Consider the following 19,216-nt stretch of genomic DNA (forward strand, 5'->3'; position numbering starts at 1 on the left):
AAAATGACAACTTATTTAAATTATATTGATGGAAAGTTTATCCCACATAATGGAGAATTTATCGAAGTTTTAAATCCAGCTACCAAAGAAGTGATTTCAAGAGTAGCTAGCGCTTCTTTAGAAGATACTAAAAGAGCGATTGAAGCAGCCAAAAAAGCACAAAAAGTTTGGGAGGCTAAACCAGCGATTGAAAGAGCAAATCATTTAAAAGAAATAGCTAGTTAATACGCAAAAATGCTAATTTCTTAACAGAAATTTTAATGCAAGAGCAAGGAAAAACCAGAGTTTTGGCTAGCATAGAGGTTAATTTTACAGCAGATTATATGGATTATACGGCCGAATGGGCTAGAAGATATGAAGGTGAAATCATACAAAGCGATAGAGCTAATGAGCATATATATTTATATAAAAGTGCTATTGGGGTAATTGGTGGAATTTTACCTTGGAATTTTCCATTTTTCTTAATCGCAAGGAAGATGGCACCTGCTTTACTAACAGGAAATACCATAGTGATAAAGCCAAGTAGTGAAACTCCAAACAATGCTTTTGAATTTGTAAAACTTGTTTCGCAAAGTTCTTTACCAAAAGGTGTGTTTAATTTGGTTGCAGGTAAAGGTAGTGTAGTAGGATATGAATTATCAAGCAATGAAAATATAGGCATGGTAAGTCTTACAGGAAGTGTTGAAGCAGGGGCTAGAGTAATGGAAGCTGCAGCTAAAAATATCATAAAGGTTTCTTTAGAACTTGGCGGAAAAGCTCCTGCTATAGTGTGTAAAGATGCGGATATTGATTTGGCAGTAGAAGCGATTAAAGCAAGTAGAATTTGCAATAACGGACAAGTTTGTAATTGTGCCGAAAGAGCTTATGTGCATACAAGCATTTATGATGAATTTGTAGATAAATTTGTAAAAGCCATGAGTAAGGTAAGTGTTGGAAATACCTTAAAAGGTGATTTTGATATGGGACCATTGGTCAATCAAGCAGGGGTTGATAATGCTTTAGCAATGCTTCAAAGAGCTACAGCTAAAGGAGCAGTTGTGGAATGCGGTGGAAAAATCACTGATACAAGTGGGTATTATTTTCCTGCAAGTGTTCTTATTAATGTTAAGCATGAGGATGAAATTATGCAAAAAGAAATTTTTGCTCCCATTTTGCCTATTGCTAAATTTGATACACTTGATGAAGCTATTGATATGGCAAATGATTGTGAATATGGTCTTACAAGTTCTATTTATACACAAAATTTAGATATAGCAATGAGAGCTAGCAGAGAAATTAAATTTGGTGAAACTTATATTAATCGTGAAAATTTTGAGGCTATGCAAGGTTTTCATGCAGGCTTTAGAAAAAGTGGCATAGGCGGAGCTGATGGAAAACATGGTCTTGAAGAATATTTAGCTACCCATGTGGTATATTTGCAGTATAATACTAATAAACAATGATTTTTATCCTATCTAAATTTTTAGATAGGAGTTATTATAATCTTGGAATCAAGTATGATGCTTTATAACTATGGATTAAACACTTTTTTAGTAATTTCTTAAAATCAATTTTGGAATTTTTCATTTTGTCTAAAATGAGTAAGATTATTTTTATAAGTAAAACAATAATTAAAAATTAGTTTATGTTTTATAAATATTAATGTAAATTATGTAGGTTTATTTTATAAAAATTTTTAAAAGCATTTAAATTATTTCTAGTTTATATTTTTGTAAGTAAATTTTAGATATCATCCAAAGTTTATTACATTTTTAAAGAAAGGAATTATTGTGCCTACCATAAATCAATTGGTTAGAAAAGAGCGCAAAAAAGTTTTAGAAAAATCTAAATCTCCAGCGCTTAAAAATTGTCCACAAAGAAGGGGAGTTTGCACTAGGGTTTATACTACAACACCTAAAAAACCAAACTCAGCGTTAAGAAAAGTTGCCAAAGTAAGACTTACTAGTGGCTTTGAAGTGATCAGCTATATCGGCGGTGAAGGTCATAACTTGCAAGAACACAGCATTGTTTTAGTGCGTGGTGGTAGGGTAAAAGACTTACCAGGGGTTAAATATCACATCGTTCGTGGTGCTCTTGATACAGCAGGTGTTGCAAAAAGAACAGTTTCTCGTTCTAAATATGGTGCTAAACGTCCTAAAGCAGGCGCTGCAAAATAATCATTCATACAGACAAATCCGTTAGATTTGATTTTGTTTGAGTAAAATTTAAAATTTGAAGGAAAAATAATGAGAAGAAGAAAAGCTCCGGTAAGAGAAGTCTTGCCTGATCCGATTTATGGTAATAAAGTAATCACAAAATTTATTAATTCTTTAATGTATGATGGTAAAAAAAGCACAGCTACAACAATTATGTATGGTGCTTTGGAAGCTATTGATAAAAAAGGTGGCGAGAAAAAAGGTATTGATATTTTTAATGATGCGATTGAAAATATTAAGCCTTTATTAGAAGTAAAATCTCGTCGTGTAGGTGGTGCAACTTATCAAGTTCCAGTTGAAGTTCGTCCTGCTAGACAACAAGCTTTGGCGATTCGTTGGATTATTTCTTTTGCAAGAAAAAGAAGCGAAAGAACTATGATTGATAAACTTGCAGCTGAGCTTTTAGATGCAGCAAATAGCAAAGGTGCTTCATTTAAGAAGAAAGAAGATACTTATAAAATGGCTGAAGCAAATAAAGCATTTGCTCACTATCGTTGGTAAGAAGGAGTGTGTATGTCAAGAAGTACTCCTTTAAAAAAAGTTAGAAATATCGGTATTGCTGCTCACATTGATGCGGGTAAAACGACTACATCTGAAAGAATTCTTTTCTTTACAGGTATGAGTCATAAAATCGGTGAAGTTCATGATGGTGCTGCAACTATGGACTGGATGGAACAAGAGAAAGAGCGCGGGATTACTATCACTTCTGCGGCTACAACTTGTTTTTGGAAAGATCATCAAATCAATCTTATTGACACTCCAGGCCACGTGGATTTTACAATTGAAGTTGAAAGATCTATGCGTGTTCTTGATGGTGCTGTTGCGGTATTTTGTTCAGTGGGTGGGGTGCAGCCTCAAAGTGAAACAGTTTGGAGACAAGCAAATAAATATGGTGTTCCAAGAATAGTATTTGTAAACAAAATGGATAGAATCGGTGCAAATTTCTACAATGTAGAAGATCAAATTCGCAACCGTTTAAAAGCTAATCCAGTTCCACTTCAAATTCCAATCGGTGCTGAGGATAATTTTAAAGGCGTAATCGATCTTGTAACTATGAAAGCTTTAGTTTGGGAAGATGATACTAAGCCAACGGATTATGTAGAAAAAGAAATTCCAGCTGAACTTAAAGAAAAGGCAGAAGAATATCGCACAAAAATGATAGAAGCAGTTTCTGAAACTTCAGATGAGTTGATGGAAAAATATTTAGGCGGAGAAGAATTAAGCCTTGAAGAGATTAAAACAGGGATTAAAGCAGGATGTTTAAGTCTTTCTATCGTTCCTATGCTTTGCGGTACAGCGTTTAAAAATAAAGGGGTTCAACCTTTACTTGATGCTGTTGTGGCTTATTTACCAGCTCCTGATGAAGTGGCAAATATCAAGGGTGAATATGAAGATGGCACAGAAGTTTCTGTAAAATCAACTGATGATGGCGAGTTTGCAGGACTTGCATTTAAAATTATGACAGATCCATTTGTAGGACAACTTACTTTCGTGCGTGTTTATCGCGGTTGTTTAGAAAGTGGTTCTTATGCTTATAACTCAACTAAAGATAAAAAAGAAAGAATTGGTCGTTTGTTAAAAATGCACTCTAACAAAAGAGAAGAGATTAAAGTGCTTTACGCAGGCGAAATTGGTGCTGTTGTAGGACTTAAAGATACTTTAACAGGGGATACTCTTGTAAGTGAAAAAGATAAGGTAATCCTTGAAAGAATGGATTTTCCAGATCCAGTTATTTCTGTTGCAGTTGAGCCAAAAACTAAAGCAGATCAAGAAAAAATGTCTATTGCTTTAAATAAATTAGCACAAGAAGATCCAAGTTTTAGAGTTTCTACAGATGAAGAAAGTGGCCAAACTATCATTTCAGGTATGGGTGAGTTACACCTTGAAATTATCGTTGATAGAATGCTTCGTGAATTTAAAGTTGAAGCTGAAGTAGGTCAACCACAAGTTGCTTATCGCGAAACTATTAGAAAAACTGTTGAACAAGAATACAAATACGCTAAACAATCAGGTGGTCGTGGTCAGTATGGACATGTATTCTTACGCCTTGAACCACTTGAGCCAGGTAGTGGATATGAATTTGTTAATGATATCAAAGGTGGAGTAATTCCAAAAGAATACATTCCTGCAGTTGATAAAGGTGTTCAAGAAGCATTACAAAATGGTGTTTTAGCAGGTTATCCTGTGGAAGATGTTAAAGTAACTGTTTATGATGGAAGTTATCACGAGGTGGATTCATCTGAGATGGCGTTTAAACTTGCTGCTTCTATGGGCTTTAAAGAAGGTGCTAGAAAAGCAGGTGCTGTGATCTTAGAGCCTATGATGAAAGTTGAAGTAGAAACTCCTGAAGATTACATGGGTGATGTTATTGGAGATCTTAACAAACGCCGTGGTCAAGTAAATAGCATGGATGAGCGTGGTGGAAATAAAATCATCACAGCATTTTGTCCTTTGGCTGAAATGTTTGGTTATTCTACTGATCTTAGAAGTCAAACTCAAGGTCGTGCGACTTATTCTATGGAATTTGATCACTATGATGAAGTTCCTAAAAATGTTGCGGATGAAATCATCAAAAAAAGAAACGGTTAAATTTTTAGCGGGATTTTTCCCGCTTTCTGTCCTCGTAGCTCAGCAGGATAGAGCGCAAAATTCCTAATTTTGAGGCCGTGAGTTCGAATCTCGCCGTGGACACCATTTTATGGGGTGTTATTATGATAAAAATTGCTTTTTTTATAACTTTTGTAATTTCTTTTTTGGCAGCACAAAGCCCAGTAAATTTTAAAGAAGATAATAATATAACAAAAGAACGAAATATATTTAAAGAACAATCTCCAAAACGCATTAAAATTCCAACGCATTAAAATATATGTCAGATCTGATTACGCTAGCACAATTATCACAAGGGTATCGTTACAATAGTGATTCTTTAATTTTAGCTGATTTTATTTTAAAACAAGGAATTAAAGGCGCTGTTTTTGATGTAGGTGCGGGCTGTGGTATCATAGGTATTTTACTTAAAAAAAATATTGCAAATTTAAGTTTATCTTTGATTGATATTCAAAAAGAAAATATAGAATTGATTGAAAAAAATTTAAAATCCAACAAAATACAAGGCGATATTTTTCATGATGATTTTAATCAATTTCAAATCATAAAAAAATTTGACTTCATAGTTTGCAATCCTCCATTTTATAGACAAGGAGCTTACAAGAGTGAAGATCAGCATAAAGCTATAAGTAAATTTCAGGAATTTTTACCCTTGCATAGCTTTTTAGCTAAAACAAATTCTATGCTTAAGCCAAATGGTACTTTGTATTTTTGCTATGAAGCTTTAGCTTTAGATGAAATTTGTTTTATTTTAAAAGATATGAAAATGAAAATAACAAAGCTTTGCTTTGTACATACATATCAAAGCAAAAAAGCAAGACTTGTTTTGATACAGGTAAAAAAAGGTTCAAAATCGCCTTGTGAGATTTTACCTCCTTTTTTTGTATATGAAAATGAATTTTTAAGCAAACAAATGCAAGAAATTCACTTAAGATTTAGGTTAAAAAGTTATGATATTTGATAAAAATTTTTCTTATGCTTTTGATGAAAATGCTTGTGAGAAATGCGGTGGAAAGTGTTGCACTGGAGAAAGTGGCAATATTTTTGCGAGCAAGGAAGAATTAGAAGCATTAAGAAAGCATTTAAATTTAGAAAGCAAAGAATTTGCTGAAAAATACTTGAGAAAGGTGGGCTTTAAAATGAGTTTTAAGGAAGTCGAATGTGAAGATGGCTTTGCTTGCATTTTTTTTGATACTCAAAAAAGAAATTGTAGTATCTACGATTTTCGTCCAAAACAATGCAGAACTTTTCCATTTTGGGAATATTTTAAAACACATCAAAAGGAATTAGAAAAAGAATGTATAGGTATTTGTTATTTGTCTTAGCAGCCTTTTTTTTGGCAGCTTGTGGAAGTTCAAAAATCAATGTTGTTTATCCTGATTATACAAAATATAAAAGCAATGATTTTGATTTAAGGGTTATGAAGGCTTATAATTATGAGTATTATAAACAATACAAAGAAGCCAGAGATGAATTTTTAAGTCTTTATCAAGATTATAATAATACTAATTTTTTAGAAAATGCATTTTTACTTTCTTTAGCAAACAATCTTGACAGGCAAGCAGAGTTAAATAATCTAGCAAAGCCTTATTTAAATCAAAATGACAATCTTAGGCGGCTTAGTGTTCTTTATGCTTTAAATTCAAATGATATCAACAATGCTCAAAAACTTATGAAAGAGCTTTTAACAAAAAAGGATAGCGATCCTAGAAATTTAGAGCTTTACGGAGATATTTTGGTTAAAAAAAATGATTTAAAAAATGCTACAAAATACTATAGATCTGCTTATAATCAAGTGCAAAATGAAGAAATTTTATTTAAACTCATAGGAATTTATGCGATTTTGAATGATATTTTAAATATTAAAAGTGTATTAGAATTTTCAAGAAAAACCAATGGTTGCACTCTCAAAACTTGCGTCTTGCTTGCTAAAATTTATTTTGATGAAAAAAATATCGAAGCTTTAAAAAGTATATATAAAGAGCTTTATCAACTTACCAAAAATAAAAGTTTTGTATTGGCTTTAGTTGAGCTTTTAAATTCTCAAGGCAAAACAGAAGAAGCTTTAAAAATTTCTTTGCAGTATGATTTAGATGATGACATTAAACTCGCTTTGTATCAGAATTTAAAACGCTTTGATGATGCTAAAAAAATGAGTTTAGCTCTTTATCATAAAACAAAAAATAAAGAATATCTTCTACGAGCGGCAGTTTTTGAATTTGAAGCTGCAAATGAAGCTAAAAAAATCACTCCAAAAGTAATTGATTCTGTAAAAGAAAAATTCGAACAGGCTATCGATAAAGATAGCAATGCTTTGTATTTAAACTACTATGGATATTTGCTTATAGATTATGATTTAGATGTTAAAAAAGGTATAGAGCTTGTGAAACTTGCCTTAGAAAAAGATCCACAGAATTTGTATTATTTAGATTCTTTAGCTTGGGGGTATTATAAACTAGGCGATTGTAAGCAAGCATGGGAAATTTTAAAACAAACATTAGATGATAAAGAATTTGCAAATTCTAATGAGAGCAAAGTTCATATAAAAGCGATAAAGGCGTGTATAAAACCATGATATTGGATAAAATTTTTGAAAAAACAAAAGAAGATTTAAAAGAACGCAAACTAAAACTTCCTTATGATATGCTAGGGCGTTCTTTAGCTTCAAATCCTTTCTTTCCAAAAGATGTGATTAAGGCTTTAAAAAGAGTAGAAAAAGAAGTTAAAATCATAGCAGAAGTAAAAAAAGCAAGCCCTAGCAAGGGAGTCATTAGAGAAGACTTTGATCCTTTGAGTATCGCTTTAAATTATGAGAAGAACAAAGCTGCGGCGATTTCTGTTTTAACTGAGCCGCATTTTTTTAAAGGTTCTTTAGAATACCTAAGTCTTATACGCCGTTATACGCAAATTCCTTTACTTAGAAAAGATTTTATCTTTGATGAGTATCAAATTTTAGAAGCTTTGGTTTATGGGGCGGATTTTGTATTATTAATCGCTAAAATGCTAAGCATGAAAGAGCTTAAAAAACTGCTTGAGTTTGCAAGACATTTAGGTCTTGAGGCTTTGGTTGAAATTCATGATAAAGAGGATTTGAGTAAGGCTATTTTTGCTGGAGCGGATATCATTGGTATTAATCATCGTAATTTAGAGGATTTTACTATGGATATGAGTTTGTGCGAAAAACTTATCCCACAAATCCCAAATTCAAAAATCATCATCGCAGAAAGTGGTTTAGAAAATAAAGAATTTTTAGAGCATTTGCAAAATTTAGGCGTTGATGCTTTTTTAATCGGCGAATATTTTATGCGCGAAAAAGATGAAGGAAAGGCTTTAAAAGCTTTGCTTTAAGGAGGGAAAATGCAGTATTTGTATGCACCATGGCGGAGTGAGTATTTTGAAAAAGAAAAAAGCATTTGTCCATTTTGTGATTGTGCTAATAAGATCAAAAGCGATGAAGAATTAGGCGTGATTTTTAGAGCAAAGCATTGTTTTGGAGTGATGAACCGCTATCCTTATTCTGCAGGGCATTTTATGGTGATTCCTTATATACATGAAGAGCATATAGAAAATTTAAGTGATGAAATTTGGCAAGAAATGAGTTATTTTGTGCGTTTGGGGGTAAAAATTTTAAAAGAGCAAATTCATGCAAATGGAGTGAATATCGGTATGAATTTAAGCAAGGATGCAGGAGCTGGCATAGCTTTTCATTGTCATTATCATCTAGTGCCACGCTGGTCAGGAGATACAAATTTTATCACAACCATAGGAGAAACTAGGGTTTGTGGCACTAATATAGAGCAAGTTTATCAAAAACTTGTTTTGGCTTTTAAAAATGCTCAGTGAAGTTGAATTTGTAGAGTTTCAAAAAGAAAATTTCTCTTTTTTAATCGATGCAAGAAGCCCTAGAGAATTTTTGCATTCTCACTTGATAGGAGCTTTAAATTTTTATGCACTCAATGATGAAGAATATCAAGAAATAGGAACAATTTATAAGAAAAATCAAGCTTTAGCTAAGGCTATGGGTGCGAGTTATATTTGTCAAAATACCGCTAAGCATATATTAGAAATCACTCAAAATTTTCGCATAGGAGAAAAGGTGGGGATTTATTGTTCTCGTGGGGGTTTGCGTTCAAAGTCTATCGCAGTGATTTTAAGTGAGCTTGGCTTTAGGGTGGTGCGTTTAAAAGGTGGGTTTAAAGCTTATAGAACTTTTGTAACGCATTATTTCGAAAATGAAATAAATTTTGATTTTTTTGCTCTTTGTGGTAATACAGGTTGTGGAAAAACAGAGCTTTTAGAACAACTCCCACAAGCTATAAATTTAGAAAAAATGGCAAATCATTTAGGCTCGTCTTTTGGTGATATTTTAGGAAAACAACCTACGCAAAAAGCTTTTGAAGCAGAACTTTTTCACAATATTCAAAATTTAGAAAATTTTGCTTTCATAGAAAGCGAAAGTCGCAAAATAGGGGATATTATCTTACCTTTGAAATTTTATGAAAAAATGCAAAAGGCTTTTAAAATTTATTGTTTTTGTTCTTTGGAAAATCGCGTTAGAAGAATACAAAAAATTTATCAAGAAAAAATGACTCCTTTGAAATTTCAACAATGTGTGCAAAAAATCAGTCCTTATATCAGCTTAAATTTACGCCAAGATTTGCTTCAAAGTTATGAGAGAAAAGAATGGCAAAAGCTTATTGTTATGCTTTTGGAGTATTATGATAAAACTTATAAAAAACCAGATAAGATTGATCTTGAGTTAAATACTGATGATATTTTAAAAGCTAAAGAAGAGCTTTTAGATCATTTTAAAGCACAATTACTTTTTTAATATCAGATAATTTTATTAAATAATCAAATTTTTTCTTCATTATCTTGTAATAATCCTTTTTATCTTTGTTGTTTTTTAACTTGGCTCAAATTTTTATTTTAATGCTAGTAATTTTGAATTATAGAGAAGTAAAATATTTTTTAAAATACCTATTTATAGTAATTTAAGATAAAAAAATAAATTTTGATAAAAAAAATATATAAAATATTTCTTAAATTTATATTTTTTTAAATCATTTTAAATATAATTATCTCGCAATTAAATTTTTGTAAGAAAGGACAGGTAAATGAATGCGATAAATTCAAGTTTTATTGTGTTGTGTACTTTGCTAGTTTTGCTTATGACTCCAGCTTTGGCAATGTTTTATTCAGGTATGGTAAGAAGTAAAAATACTCTTAATACTATAATGAATTGCTTTATTGTTTTTGGTGTTATTACTTTACAATGGGTAGTGCTTGGATTTAGTCTTTCTTTTGGTAAAGATGAAGGACTTGGGCTTGTAGGAAATTTCGAGAATTTCCTCTTAGAGGGTATTAGCGGATACAACGCTTCAGGCGTTCCAAATATTCTTTTTGTGATTTTTCAAATGATGTTTGCACTTATTGCATCTGCCATCATAACAGGCTCTTTGGTGGGAAGAATTAAACTGGGTGTTTTGGTGATATTTCTACTTTTTTGGAGTACTTTAGTTTATGATGTGTTAGCACATATGATTTGGAGCAGTGAGGGATTTTTGCTTAAAAGAGGAAGTCTTGATTTTGCTGGGGGCGGTGTTGTGCATATTAGCTCTGGGGTTGCTGGACTTGTAGGAGCTTTGATGGTAGGCGCTAGAAAAAGTGATGATGAGGATAAAAACGCGCATTCTATTCCTTATGCTTTCTTAGGTGCGATTTTGCTTTTTATAGGATGGTTAGGTTTTAATGCTGGAAGTGCTGGCGAAATGAATGATATTGCTATCAATGCTTTTATAGTAAGTATTATATCAGCAGCTTGCGGCTTTTTATCTTGGGTGGTACTTGAGTGGCTCATCCATAAAAAACCGACTATTTTAGGTGGACTTAGTGGGCTTGTAGCAGGGCTTGTGGGAATTACTCCAGCTTGCGGTTATGTAGATATTTATGCTTCTCTTGTTATAGGGACTTTGTCTTCTGTGTTTTGTTATTTTGGTTTAAGTTTTATTAAATACAAACTCAAATGGGATGATTCTTTAGATGCCTTTTCTTTACATGGAATCGGAGGTATTTGGGGAGGAATTGCCACAGGGCTTTTTGCAAGTGCTAAAGTAAATCCTAATGTGATTGCCCAAAATGCACTTGGCGAGGGATTTTTTATCAGCGGAAGTTTGGAACTTTTAAAAGAGCAAATTTTTGCTATTGTGATTTGTGTGGTTTTGTCAGCTCTTATAAGCTTTGTTATTTTTAAGATTATCTCTTGTTTTACAGACTTAAGAGTAAAAGAAGAAGTAGAGCAAAAAGGCTTAGATGTGAGTTTGCACGGAGAAAAAGCTTATACTTTAGCTTAGTTGGCTAAATTTTTACTAAAAAGTCCTTGTAATCATAAACAAGGACTTCAAAATCATTCTTAATTAAAATCAGACAAATACTTTAAAATAAAGTGGATAAATTCATCACTATCATTTGGGCAAGTGATTAAATCATAATCGCACTTTGCTAAATGTTTATACTCCATACCTAGCTCAAAAATCGTTTCAGAACAATCAATGCAAAAAGAAATAGGGTAAATCAGAGCTTTATCGTTTAAATTTGCCAAAACATCGCTTGTATTTGGTTCAAGCCATTTTACAGGGCCTAGTTTAGACTGATAAGCTAAAATAAATTCATCAAAATGATCTTTTAGCTTTTCTTTTAAAATTTCTACATGATCATTTACATGCTTTTCATATAAATCACCTTTATCAATAATGCTTTGTGGTAAAGAATGCGCTGAAAAAATCAAAATTTTGGCATCAAATTTACTTTTTTTAGCCAAAATGTGCGAAACTATCATCTCGTTATAAAGCTCATTTTTGTAAAAAATATCTATAGTTTTTACTTTTGCTTGAATTTTTTGCTTTGAAATTTCATTTTGCAGAACTTCTAAAGATGAAGTTACTGTGGTGCAAGAATGGTGCGGATAAAGTGGAAAAAGAATGATTTCATCACTTGCATTTAAAGTGTATTTTTGCAAAATTTCTGTGGCAAAAGGAGGAACATAAAGATTTACAAAATCAAATTTAAATTCATCTTGTTTTAAATTAAGCTTGTCACACAGGCTTTGAGTAAGTTCGTTTAAAGGGGATTTTCCGCCCATTTTTTTATAGTTTTCTTGCATGGCTTTAACGCGAGCCTTTGTTATGATCCATGCTACAAATTTTCTTAAAAATCGATTTTTGATTCCTAAAATATAAGGATCATTAAACATATTTTTTAAAAAAACTTCACAATCTTGTAAATTCGTAGCTCCGCCCATATTTAAAAATAAAACTAATTTCACGCAAACCTTTCTAAAATTTCTTGAACTTTGTAAGCATCGCTCGTGCTGGCTAAATGATTGGGTTGATTATCGATAAGTTTTAACAAAGCTTCGTGTTCTGAAAAAAGTGGACTTTGTTGAGTAAGTTCTATAAGATTTCCATCTTTTAATAAAGAAAAGTCATTTAAATTGGCTTCATAAAAATGATTTTTAGTAATAAGATGAATTTTTCTTAGTTTTTGTGTGCTATTCCAACTTTGATGTATGCTAGCAATACATTTTTCAAGCTTACATAGAATAATGCTTTCACTTTCTCTTGTTTGATCTTGGGTGTATTTTTTAAGCAAATTGGTTTTTGTTATTTCTTGTTTGCTTAAAAAACAAAGCAAATCAAGATCATGCACAGCCAAATCTTGCAAAATCCCTACATCGCTGATTCTTTGTGGGTAGGGTGAAAATCTTTGTATGTTAATGCTGATAATTTCTTCATTTTCAAGCTCTTTTTTTAGGGCTAAAACCGCAGGATTAAATCTTTCGCAAAAACCTACACCTACTTTTATGCTGTATTCTTTAGCTAAATTTGAAATTTCGTCTATTTCTTTTAAATTTAGAGCTAAAGGCTTTTCGATTAAAACGCATTTGCATTGTTTAAAAACTTTTTTTGCTATTGTTAAATGTGAATTTGTAGGTGTTGCTATGATGATAATATCATTATTTTGATTTAAAAATTTATCCAAATCATCATAAAAAATATCATCAAAAATATTTAGGTTTGGATTTTTGCAAAGATCAAAAAGTGCATTAAGTTTAAAATGAGAATTTTTACTAAGTTCATTTAAGTGGTTTTGCCCCATTTTTCCAAGGCCTATGATACCTATTTTCATGGAATCAATCTTTAAAAATACAAATAACTTGCTCTTGCTCTTCTTCACTTAAAAAAGGTGAAAAAGGCAAAGATAAGATGTGTTCGCTTGCGTATTCTGAATTTTTAAGTTCTAAATTTGAAAACTCACTAAAGCAAGGTTGTTTATGCAAAGGGGTTGGATAGTGTATAGCATAAGGTATATTAGCTTTTTCAAATTTTTGCAATACACTAGCTCTATCTTCAACTAAAACGCTGTATTGTGCATAAGCACTAAAAGCATTTGGATTAATTTGTGGAATTTGGCAGTTTTTTAAATTTGCATTATAAATTTGTGCTAATTTTTGTCTTTTGTCTAATTCTTTTTCTAGGTATTTTAACTTAACATTTAAAATCGCTGCTTGTAAGGTGTCAAGGCGTCCATTTATACCTATAAATTCATGTTTATAACGCTGAGTTTGTCCGTGATTGAGTAAAATTCTTATTTTTTTAGCAATTTCATCATCATGGCAAAAAATAGCCCCGCCATCGCCATAAGCTCCCAAAGGCTTCGAAGGAAAAAAGCTTGTGCATGAAATTTTAGCTATAGAGCAGGATTTTTCTCCTTTGAAACTTGCGCCAAAACTTTGTGCACCATCTTCGATCAAAGTGATATTTTTATCTTTTAAAATTTCTTCTAAAGCCCTTAAATCACTCATTTGTCCAAACATACTCACTGCTATAACAGCTTTAGTTTTTGGAGTTATTGCTTTTTGCACTGCTTTAAAATCAAGATTGTAATTTGATAAATTTATATCTACAAAAACAGGTTTTGCACCTACCAAGGCCACAACTTCAGCTGTTGCTATGAAAGTAAAACTAGGCACTATAACTTCATCATCTTTACCAATATCTAAGACTCTTAAGGCAAGGTATAAAGCACTAGTTCCACTTGAGCAACCTATAGCGTGTTTAACACCTAAGAAATGAGTTAAATTTTGCTCAAATTCGTTAAGCTTTGCACCGCCTATGAAAGAAGAGCTTGATAAAACGCTTTCAATTTCAGCATTGATTTCATCTTTGTATGCGAGATATTGGGCTTGAAGATTGATAAAATTCATAAAAAACCTTAGAGAAATAAAATTAAATAAAAATGTTTATTGTATTTTAGTTTTACTTAATTTAAAGTAATTTTGGTATGATATGTTTTTATAAAAATTTCTTTAGGAAAATTCATGGATATTAGAAAAGCTTATTTGGATTTTTTTGCATCAAAAGGACATGAGATAACCCCGTCAAGTCCTTTAGTTCCTGATGATGCAACTTTACTTTTTACCAATGCGGGCATGGTGCCTTTTAAAAGTATATTTACAGGAGAAATTCCACGCCCAAACCCTCCACGCAAAACAAGCTGTCAAACTTGTATAAGAGCAGGTGGAAAGCACAATGACTTAGATAATGTAGGATATACCGCACGCCATCATACTTTTTTTGAAATGCTTGGGAATTTTAGTTTTGGAGATTATTTTAAAGAACAAGCCATAGCTTATGCTTGGGAATTTGTAACTGAAGTTTTAAAACTACCTAAAGATAAACTTTATGTAACCGTGCATGAAAACGATGATGAAGCTTTTAATCTATGGCAAAAACACATTCAAAAAGAAAGAATTTACAAATTTGGCGATAAAGATAACTTCTGGCAAATGGGCGATACTGGTCCTTGTGGTCCTTGTAGTGAGATTTTTTATGACCAAGGACAAGAGCATTTTAACTCAAGCGAAGATTATATGGGCGGAGATGGAGATAGATTTTTAGAAATCTGGAATCTTGTTTTTATGCAATACGAAAGAAGTGCTGATGGAGTGCTTAGCCCACTGCCAAAGCCAAGCATTGATACAGGAATGGGGCTTGAAAGGGTAACAGCGATTAAAGAAGGTAAATTTAGCAATTTTGATAGCTCGCTTTTTATGCCAATCATCAATGAAATTTCAAAACTTTGTAATAAAACTTATGTTTATGAAAGCGGAGCAAGTTTTAGAGTCATAGCTGATCATATAAGATCAAGTGTATTTTTGCTTGCACAAGGGGTAAGTTTTGATAAAGAAGGTAGAGGTTATGTTTTGCGTCGTATTTTGCGTCGTGCTTTAAGACATGGATATTTGCTAGGTTTTAAACAAGCTTTTATGTATAAACTAGTTGATATTGTGTGCGATTTAATGGGCGGACATTATACCTATCTTAATGAGAAAAAAGACTTTGTAAAAGAACAAATTCGCCTTGAAGAAGAAAGATTTTTAAGCACTATAGAAAATGGGATTGAAATTTTTAATGAAGAGCTTAAAAACACTAAAGAAATTTTTAGCGGAGAAGTAGCCTTTAAGCTTTATGATACTTATGGTTTTCCGCTTGATTTAACGGCTGATATGCTAAGAGAAAAAAATCTTAAAGTTGATGAAGAAAAATTTGAACTTTTCATGAATGAGCAAAAAGCACGCGCTAAGGCTTCTTGGAAAGGAAGTGGAGATAAAACTGCAAGCGGAGATTTTAAAAACTTACTTGAAAAATTTGGAGAAAATCATTTCGTAGGTTATGAAAAAGCAGAATGCGAAAGTAAAATTTTAGCCCTTTTAGATGAAGATTTTAAAGAAGTTTCCACCCTTAAAGATGCGGGTTGGGTGATGCTTGAAAACACACCTTTTTATGCAACAAGTGGGGGGCAAAGTGCTGATAGTGGATTTATAGCTAAGCGTGAAGTTTTAGATACGCAAAAGTTTTTTAATCTCAATCTTAGCTTTATAAAAGCAGGCGAAGAACTAAAAGTTAACGATATAGTTCATGCAAGAATCGATACAGAAAAAAGAGAGCAAATCGCACGCCACCACTCAGCCACTCATCTTTTACATCATGCTTTAAGAGAAATTTTAGGTTCTCATGTAAGCCAAGCAGGATCTTTGGTTGAAAGCAATAAACTAAGATTTGATTTTACTCATCATAAAGCTTTAAACAAAGAAGAGTTAGAAAGCATTGAAAAAAGAGTCAATAAAATGATTATAAACTCAAGCGAAGCTATCTTAGAAAATATGCCTTTAGAAGAAGCTAAAAAAAGCGGTGCTATAGCATTGTTTAATGAAAAATACCAAGGCAATGTGCGTGTTTTAACTCTAGGTGAAAGCAAAGAACTTTGCGGGGGAACTCATGTTAAAAATACTGCTCAAATAGGAAGTTTTTACATAGTTAAAGAAAGTGGTGTGAGTGCTGGAGTTAGACGTATTGAAGCTGTGGTTTCTAAAGCGGCTTTAGAATTTGTAAAAAATCAACTCGAAGAACTTTCTAAAGTAAAAGATGAACTTAAAAATAATGATATTTTAAGCGGGATTAAAAAGCTTAAAAATGAAATTTTAAGTTTAAAAAATGAGCTTAAAAATTCAAGTAAAACCGAGCTTGATTCTAAAAATATCCAAGGTGTTGAAATTTGCGTAAAACGTATAGATAATGGTGATATTAAAGCTATGATTGATGATTTTAAAAACAAATTTGCTAAAGCGGTGATTTTACTTATCCAAGTAAAAGATGAAAAAATCACTTTAGCAGCTGGCGTTAAAGATGTGCCTTTAAAAGCAGGAGCTTTGGTTAAAGAAGCGGCGCAAATTTTAGGTGGAAATGGTGGCGGAAGAGATGATTTTGCTACTGCAGGTGGAAAAGATTTAAGCAAAATCAATGAAGCTTTAAAACAAAGCTTAGAAACGATAGAAAAAGCACTTTAATGTTAATTCTTGCTTCAAGTTCCATTTCAAGAGCTAACTTGCTTAAAACCGCAAAGATTGATTTTAGGCAAGTTAGTTTTGATTATGATGAAAATTTAAATAAAAATATTTCACCTTTTTTATATGTTCAAAAAATAGTTCTTGAAAAAGAAAGACAATTTTTAAGTACTTTAGGCAAAGATTTTCAAAACCAAAATTTGCTTTTTGCAGATAGTATAGTTTGTATAGATGAAAAAATTCTTACCAAAGCAAAGGGTAAAAAAGAAGCTTATGAAATGCTTGCCTTGCAAAATGGAAAGTATGCAAGTATTTTATCGGCTTTTTTGCTTGTAAAACCTGAAAAAAGAGTTTTTTCTCTTTCAAAAACTACACTTTATTTTAAAAATTTTGATGAAAATGCTTTAAGAGATTATGTAGAAAATGATCTTTATAAAGGCAAGGCGGGTTGTATTATGTGTGAGGGTTTTCATCAAAATTTCATCACCCAACAAGTAGGAAATCTAAGCACTGCTTTAGGGCTTGATATCCAAACTTTAAAGGCTTATTTATGAAAATATTAAAATATATTTTTTCATTTTTTACTCTTTTGTTTATAGCTGGATTTATTTATGTGGCTTATCTTTTCACAAGTGCTGATACTGAGGGTTATACTTTTAAAGAATACAAACCTCCTCTTACAACACAAATTTACGATAGAAATGGCAAGCTTGTGGCTAATACTTTTGAACAACATCGTTTTTACGCTCCTTATGAAGAGCTTCCTCCACGCCTTATAGAAGCTTTGGTTGCTATAGAAGATACAAGCTTTTTTGAACATAATGGAGTTAATATCGACGCCATTTTTAGAGCTGCTGTAAAAATCATAAAAAGCGGTGGAAAAACCATGGAAGGAGCTTCCACTCTTACCCAGCAATTTATTAAAAACACGGAATTAACCCCTGAAAGAACTATTACGCGTAAAATTCGCGAAGCTTTGCTTGCTTATAAAATGGAAACCATTTTAACTAAAGAGCAAATTTTAGAAAGGTATTTAAATTTTATTTTTTTTGGACATGGGTATTATGGAGTAAAAACCGCAGCTTTGGGGTATTTTCATAAAAATTTAAATGAACTAAGCCTTAAAGAGATTGCTATGCTAGTAGGTATGCCAAAAGCACCTAGCAGTTATGATCCTACAAAGCATTTAGATCTTTCCATCTCAAGAGCAAATAATGTTATTTCAAGAATGTATAATCTAGGTTGGATTTCAAAAGCAGATTATGATACAGCCATTAAAGAAATTCCGCAAGTTTATGATGATACGCTTACTCAAAATGCTGCTCCTTATGTTGTAGATGAAGTGATTAAACAATTAAGCCCTAATATCAAAGACTTAAAAACAGGTGGATATAAAATCATTTTAAATATAGACCTAGATGTTCAAAATATGGCGCAAAATGCTTTAAAATTTGGTTATGATGAGATAGTAAAACGCGATAAAGATGCAAATTTAAGCACTTTAAACGGAGCTATGGTCGTGGTAAATCATCAAAGTGGTGATGTTTTAGCTTTGGTAGGCGGGGTTGATTATGAAAAAAGTAATTATAACCGTGCTACTCAAAGTATGCGTCAACCTGGAAGCTCTTTTAAACCTTTTGTGTATCAAGTGGCGATTAATTTAGGATATTCGCCTATGAGTGAAATTGCTGATATTTCTAGAATTTTTGAAGGTGGAGCGGGTAATAATGAGGATTGGAAACCTAAAAATGAAGGGGGTAAATTTTTAGGTTTAATTACCTTAAAAGAAGCTTTAACAAGATCAAGAAATTTAGCTACCATTAATCTCGCACTTGATATGGGGCTGGATGTTCTTTACTCTAAGCTAATGGAATTTGGATTTAAAGATATACCGCCTAATTTATCAATCGTATTGGGAAGTTTTGGTATTTCTCCTTTGGAGTATTCGAAATTTTATACCATGTTTGGGAACTATGGTACGATTAAAGATCCTCAAATTATCAGACAAGTTCAGGATAAGACCGGTAAAACCATCATGGAATTTAACTTAAATGAGCGTAAAGTCAGCGATGAAGCGCAAAGTTTTCTGGTTTTAGATATGATGAGAAATGTTGTTGAAAAAGGCACAGGGCGTAATGCAAGAGTAAAAGATATAGAAATAGCAGGAAAAACAGGAACAACGAATAAAAGTGTTGATGCTTGGTTTTGTGGACTTACGCCTGAAATAGAAGCAATCATTTGGTATGGAAATGATAACAACAAGCCTATGCGTTATACAGAAGGTGGGGCTAGAACAGCTGCTCCTGTGTTTAGAGAATTTTTAACTCAATATATAGAAAAATTCCCTGATACAACTAGAAAATTTAGCATTCCTAATGGAGTTTATCGTGGAAATTATAAAGGAGAAAGTGCTTATTATACCACCAAATCACCATTACCAAAAGCAAATATGAAGTTTAATGAAAGCGAGATTATATTTTGAAAGTAGAAAGATCTACTTTCAAAATGA

The 19,216-nt window shown here is 32.2% G+C and carries 17 protein-coding genes, 1 tRNA gene and 1 pseudogene; 16 read left to right on the top strand and 3 right to left on the bottom strand.

Annotation, left to right across the window (positions count from 1 at the left end):
- The first annotated feature begins 3 nt into the window (after positions 1-3).
- The 13 genes and pseudogenes from aldA to FBF11_RS02480 all read left to right on the top strand — a co-directional run bounded on the left by aldA (position 4) and on the right by FBF11_RS02480 (position 11,155).
- Positions 4-1,442, top strand: a pseudogene (aldA, locus tag FBF11_RS02420) (aldehyde dehydrogenase).
- Between the two features lie 327 nt (positions 1,443-1,769).
- The gene (gene rpsL / locus FBF11_RS02425) at positions 1,770-2,156 is read left to right on the top strand and encodes a 30S ribosomal protein S12 (RefSeq protein ID WP_002782934.1); all 387 of its coding nucleotides are present in this window, start codon (positions 1,770-1,772) and stop codon (positions 2,154-2,156) included.
- Between the two features lie 69 nt (positions 2,157-2,225).
- Positions 2,226-2,696, top strand: a complete 471-nt coding sequence (gene rpsG / locus FBF11_RS02430) for a 30S ribosomal protein S7 (RefSeq protein WP_002779471.1) — start codon at positions 2,226-2,228, stop codon at positions 2,694-2,696.
- A 12-nt stretch (positions 2,697-2,708) separates the two neighbouring features.
- Positions 2,709-4,784 carry an elongation factor G gene (gene fusA / locus FBF11_RS02435; protein WP_002797112.1) on the top strand — a complete coding sequence of 692 codons (2,076 nt, stop codon included), beginning with the start codon at positions 2,709-2,711 and terminating at the stop codon, positions 4,782-4,784.
- A gap of 28 nt (positions 4,785-4,812) precedes the next feature.
- A tRNA-Arg gene (locus FBF11_RS02440) sits at positions 4,813-4,889 on the top strand.
- 17 nt (positions 4,890-4,906) lie between these two features.
- Complete coding sequence (locus FBF11_RS02445; protein WP_002854981.1) at positions 4,907-5,056, top strand: hypothetical protein; 150 nt, start codon at positions 4,907-4,909, stop codon at positions 5,054-5,056.
- Positions 5,057-5,061: 5 nt separating this feature from the next.
- Positions 5,062-5,763 (top strand): tRNA1(Val) (adenine(37)-N6)-methyltransferase, encoded by a 702-nt coding sequence (locus FBF11_RS02450; protein WP_002874388.1) that lies wholly within the window; start codon positions 5,062-5,064, stop codon positions 5,761-5,763.
- Positions 5,753-6,127 (top strand): YkgJ family cysteine cluster protein, encoded by a 375-nt coding sequence (locus FBF11_RS02455; protein ID WP_002855009.1) that lies wholly within the window; start codon positions 5,753-5,755, stop codon positions 6,125-6,127. The genes FBF11_RS02450 and FBF11_RS02455 overlap by 11 nt, the downstream gene beginning before the upstream one ends.
- Complete coding sequence (locus FBF11_RS02460; RefSeq protein ID WP_002899421.1) at positions 6,100-7,377, top strand: hypothetical protein; 1,278 nt, start codon at positions 6,100-6,102, stop codon at positions 7,375-7,377. The genes FBF11_RS02455 and FBF11_RS02460 overlap by 28 nt, the downstream gene beginning before the upstream one ends.
- Positions 7,374-8,150, top strand: a complete 777-nt coding sequence (gene trpC / locus FBF11_RS02465; RefSeq protein ID WP_002854779.1) for an indole-3-glycerol phosphate synthase TrpC — start codon at positions 7,374-7,376, stop codon at positions 8,148-8,150. The genes FBF11_RS02460 and trpC overlap by 4 nt, the downstream gene beginning before the upstream one ends.
- A gap of 9 nt (positions 8,151-8,159) precedes the next feature.
- Positions 8,160-8,645: an HIT domain-containing protein gene (locus FBF11_RS02470; protein ID WP_002854919.1), complete on the top strand. Its 486-nt coding sequence runs from the start codon at positions 8,160-8,162 to the stop codon at positions 8,643-8,645.
- Positions 8,635-9,633: a tRNA 2-selenouridine(34) synthase MnmH gene (mnmH, locus tag FBF11_RS02475; RefSeq protein ID WP_002854897.1), complete on the top strand. Its 999-nt coding sequence runs from the start codon at positions 8,635-8,637 to the stop codon at positions 9,631-9,633. Before FBF11_RS02470 ends, mnmH begins: the two co-directional genes overlap by 11 nt.
- Before the next feature lie 286 nt (positions 9,634-9,919).
- Positions 9,920-11,155 (top strand): ammonium transporter, encoded by a 1,236-nt coding sequence (locus FBF11_RS02480; RefSeq protein ID WP_002780812.1) that lies wholly within the window; start codon positions 9,920-9,922, stop codon positions 11,153-11,155.
- A 59-nt stretch (positions 11,156-11,214) separates the two neighbouring features.
- Here FBF11_RS02480 and hemH read toward each other — a convergent pair whose 3' ends face one another.
- The 3 genes from hemH to FBF11_RS02495 are packed head-to-tail and all read right to left on the bottom strand — an operon-like array spanning position 11,215 to position 14,067.
- Positions 11,215-12,126, bottom strand: coding sequence for a ferrochelatase (hemH, locus tag FBF11_RS02485; RefSeq protein WP_002859048.1), 912 nt, complete (start codon positions 12,124-12,126; stop codon positions 11,215-11,217).
- The gene (locus FBF11_RS02490) at positions 12,123-12,989 is read right to left on the bottom strand and encodes a Gfo/Idh/MocA family oxidoreductase (RefSeq protein WP_057042255.1); all 867 of its coding nucleotides are present in this window, start codon (positions 12,987-12,989) and stop codon (positions 12,123-12,125) included. Before FBF11_RS02490 ends, hemH begins: the two co-directional genes overlap by 4 nt.
- A 4-nt stretch (positions 12,990-12,993) precedes the next feature.
- Positions 12,994-14,067, bottom strand: a complete 1,074-nt coding sequence (locus tag FBF11_RS02495) for a DegT/DnrJ/EryC1/StrS aminotransferase family protein (RefSeq protein ID WP_057042254.1) — start codon at positions 14,065-14,067, stop codon at positions 12,994-12,996.
- Positions 14,068-14,181: 114 nt separating this feature from the next.
- On the opposite strand from FBF11_RS02495, the gene alaS reads away from it, so the two are divergent.
- Genes alaS through FBF11_RS02510 form a run of 3 tightly spaced genes read left to right on the top strand, consistent with a single transcriptional unit; the run spans position 14,182 to position 19,189 of the window.
- Entirely contained in the window at positions 14,182-16,710 is a 2,529-nt protein-coding gene (alaS, locus tag FBF11_RS02500) for an alanine--tRNA ligase (protein ID WP_002868052.1), read from the top strand.
- Positions 16,710-17,261, top strand: coding sequence for a septum formation inhibitor Maf (maf, locus tag FBF11_RS02505; protein ID WP_002868053.1), 552 nt, complete (start codon positions 16,710-16,712; stop codon positions 17,259-17,261). Before alaS ends, maf begins: the two co-directional genes overlap by 1 nt.
- Positions 17,258-19,189, top strand: a complete 1,932-nt coding sequence (locus FBF11_RS02510; protein ID WP_002868054.1) for a penicillin-binding protein 1A — start codon at positions 17,258-17,260, stop codon at positions 19,187-19,189. Before maf ends, FBF11_RS02510 begins: the two co-directional genes overlap by 4 nt.
- Positions 19,190-19,216: the final 27 nt, after the last annotated feature.

This window comes from Campylobacter sp. CFSAN093224, assembly GCF_012897395.1.
GTDB classification, from domain to species: Bacteria; Campylobacterota; Campylobacteria; order Campylobacterales; family Campylobacteraceae; genus Campylobacter_D; species Campylobacter_D jejuni.

Excerpts from the sequence above, each read along its gene's own strand:
- rpsG (WP_002779471.1), top strand. The coding sequence starts at position 2,226 with ATGAGAAGAAGAAAAGCTCCGGTAAGAGAAGTCTTGCCTGATCCGATT.
- fusA (WP_002797112.1), top strand. The coding sequence starts at position 2,709 with ATGTCAAGAAGTACTCCTTTAAAAAAAGTTAGAAATATCGGTATTGCT.
- FBF11_RS02445 (WP_002854981.1), top strand. The coding sequence starts at position 4,907 with ATGATAAAAATTGCTTTTTTTATAACTTTTGTAATTTCTTTTTTGGCA.
- FBF11_RS02450 (WP_002874388.1), top strand. The coding sequence starts at position 5,062 with ATGTCAGATCTGATTACGCTAGCACAATTATCACAAGGGTATCGTTAC.
- FBF11_RS02455 (WP_002855009.1), top strand. The coding sequence starts at position 5,753 with ATGATATTTGATAAAAATTTTTCTTATGCTTTTGATGAAAATGCTTGT.
- FBF11_RS02460 (WP_002899421.1), top strand. The coding sequence starts at position 6,100 with ATGTATAGGTATTTGTTATTTGTCTTAGCAGCCTTTTTTTTGGCAGCT.
- trpC (WP_002854779.1), top strand. The coding sequence starts at position 7,374 with ATGATATTGGATAAAATTTTTGAAAAAACAAAAGAAGATTTAAAAGAA.
- FBF11_RS02470 (WP_002854919.1), top strand. The coding sequence starts at position 8,160 with ATGCAGTATTTGTATGCACCATGGCGGAGTGAGTATTTTGAAAAAGAA.
- mnmH (WP_002854897.1), top strand. The coding sequence starts at position 8,635 with ATGCTCAGTGAAGTTGAATTTGTAGAGTTTCAAAAAGAAAATTTCTCT.
- FBF11_RS02480 (WP_002780812.1), top strand. The coding sequence starts at position 9,920 with ATGAATGCGATAAATTCAAGTTTTATTGTGTTGTGTACTTTGCTAGTT.
- FBF11_RS02490 (WP_057042255.1), bottom strand. The coding sequence starts at position 12,989 with ATGAAAATAGGTATCATAGGCCTTGGAAAAATGGGGCAAAACCACTTA.
- FBF11_RS02495 (WP_057042254.1), bottom strand. The coding sequence starts at position 14,067 with ATGAATTTTATCAATCTTCAAGCCCAATATCTCGCATACAAAGATGAA.
- alaS (WP_002868052.1), top strand. The coding sequence starts at position 14,182 with ATGGATATTAGAAAAGCTTATTTGGATTTTTTTGCATCAAAAGGACAT.
- maf (WP_002868053.1), top strand. The coding sequence starts at position 16,710 with ATGTTAATTCTTGCTTCAAGTTCCATTTCAAGAGCTAACTTGCTTAAA.
- FBF11_RS02510 (WP_002868054.1), top strand. The coding sequence starts at position 17,258 with ATGAAAATATTAAAATATATTTTTTCATTTTTTACTCTTTTGTTTATA.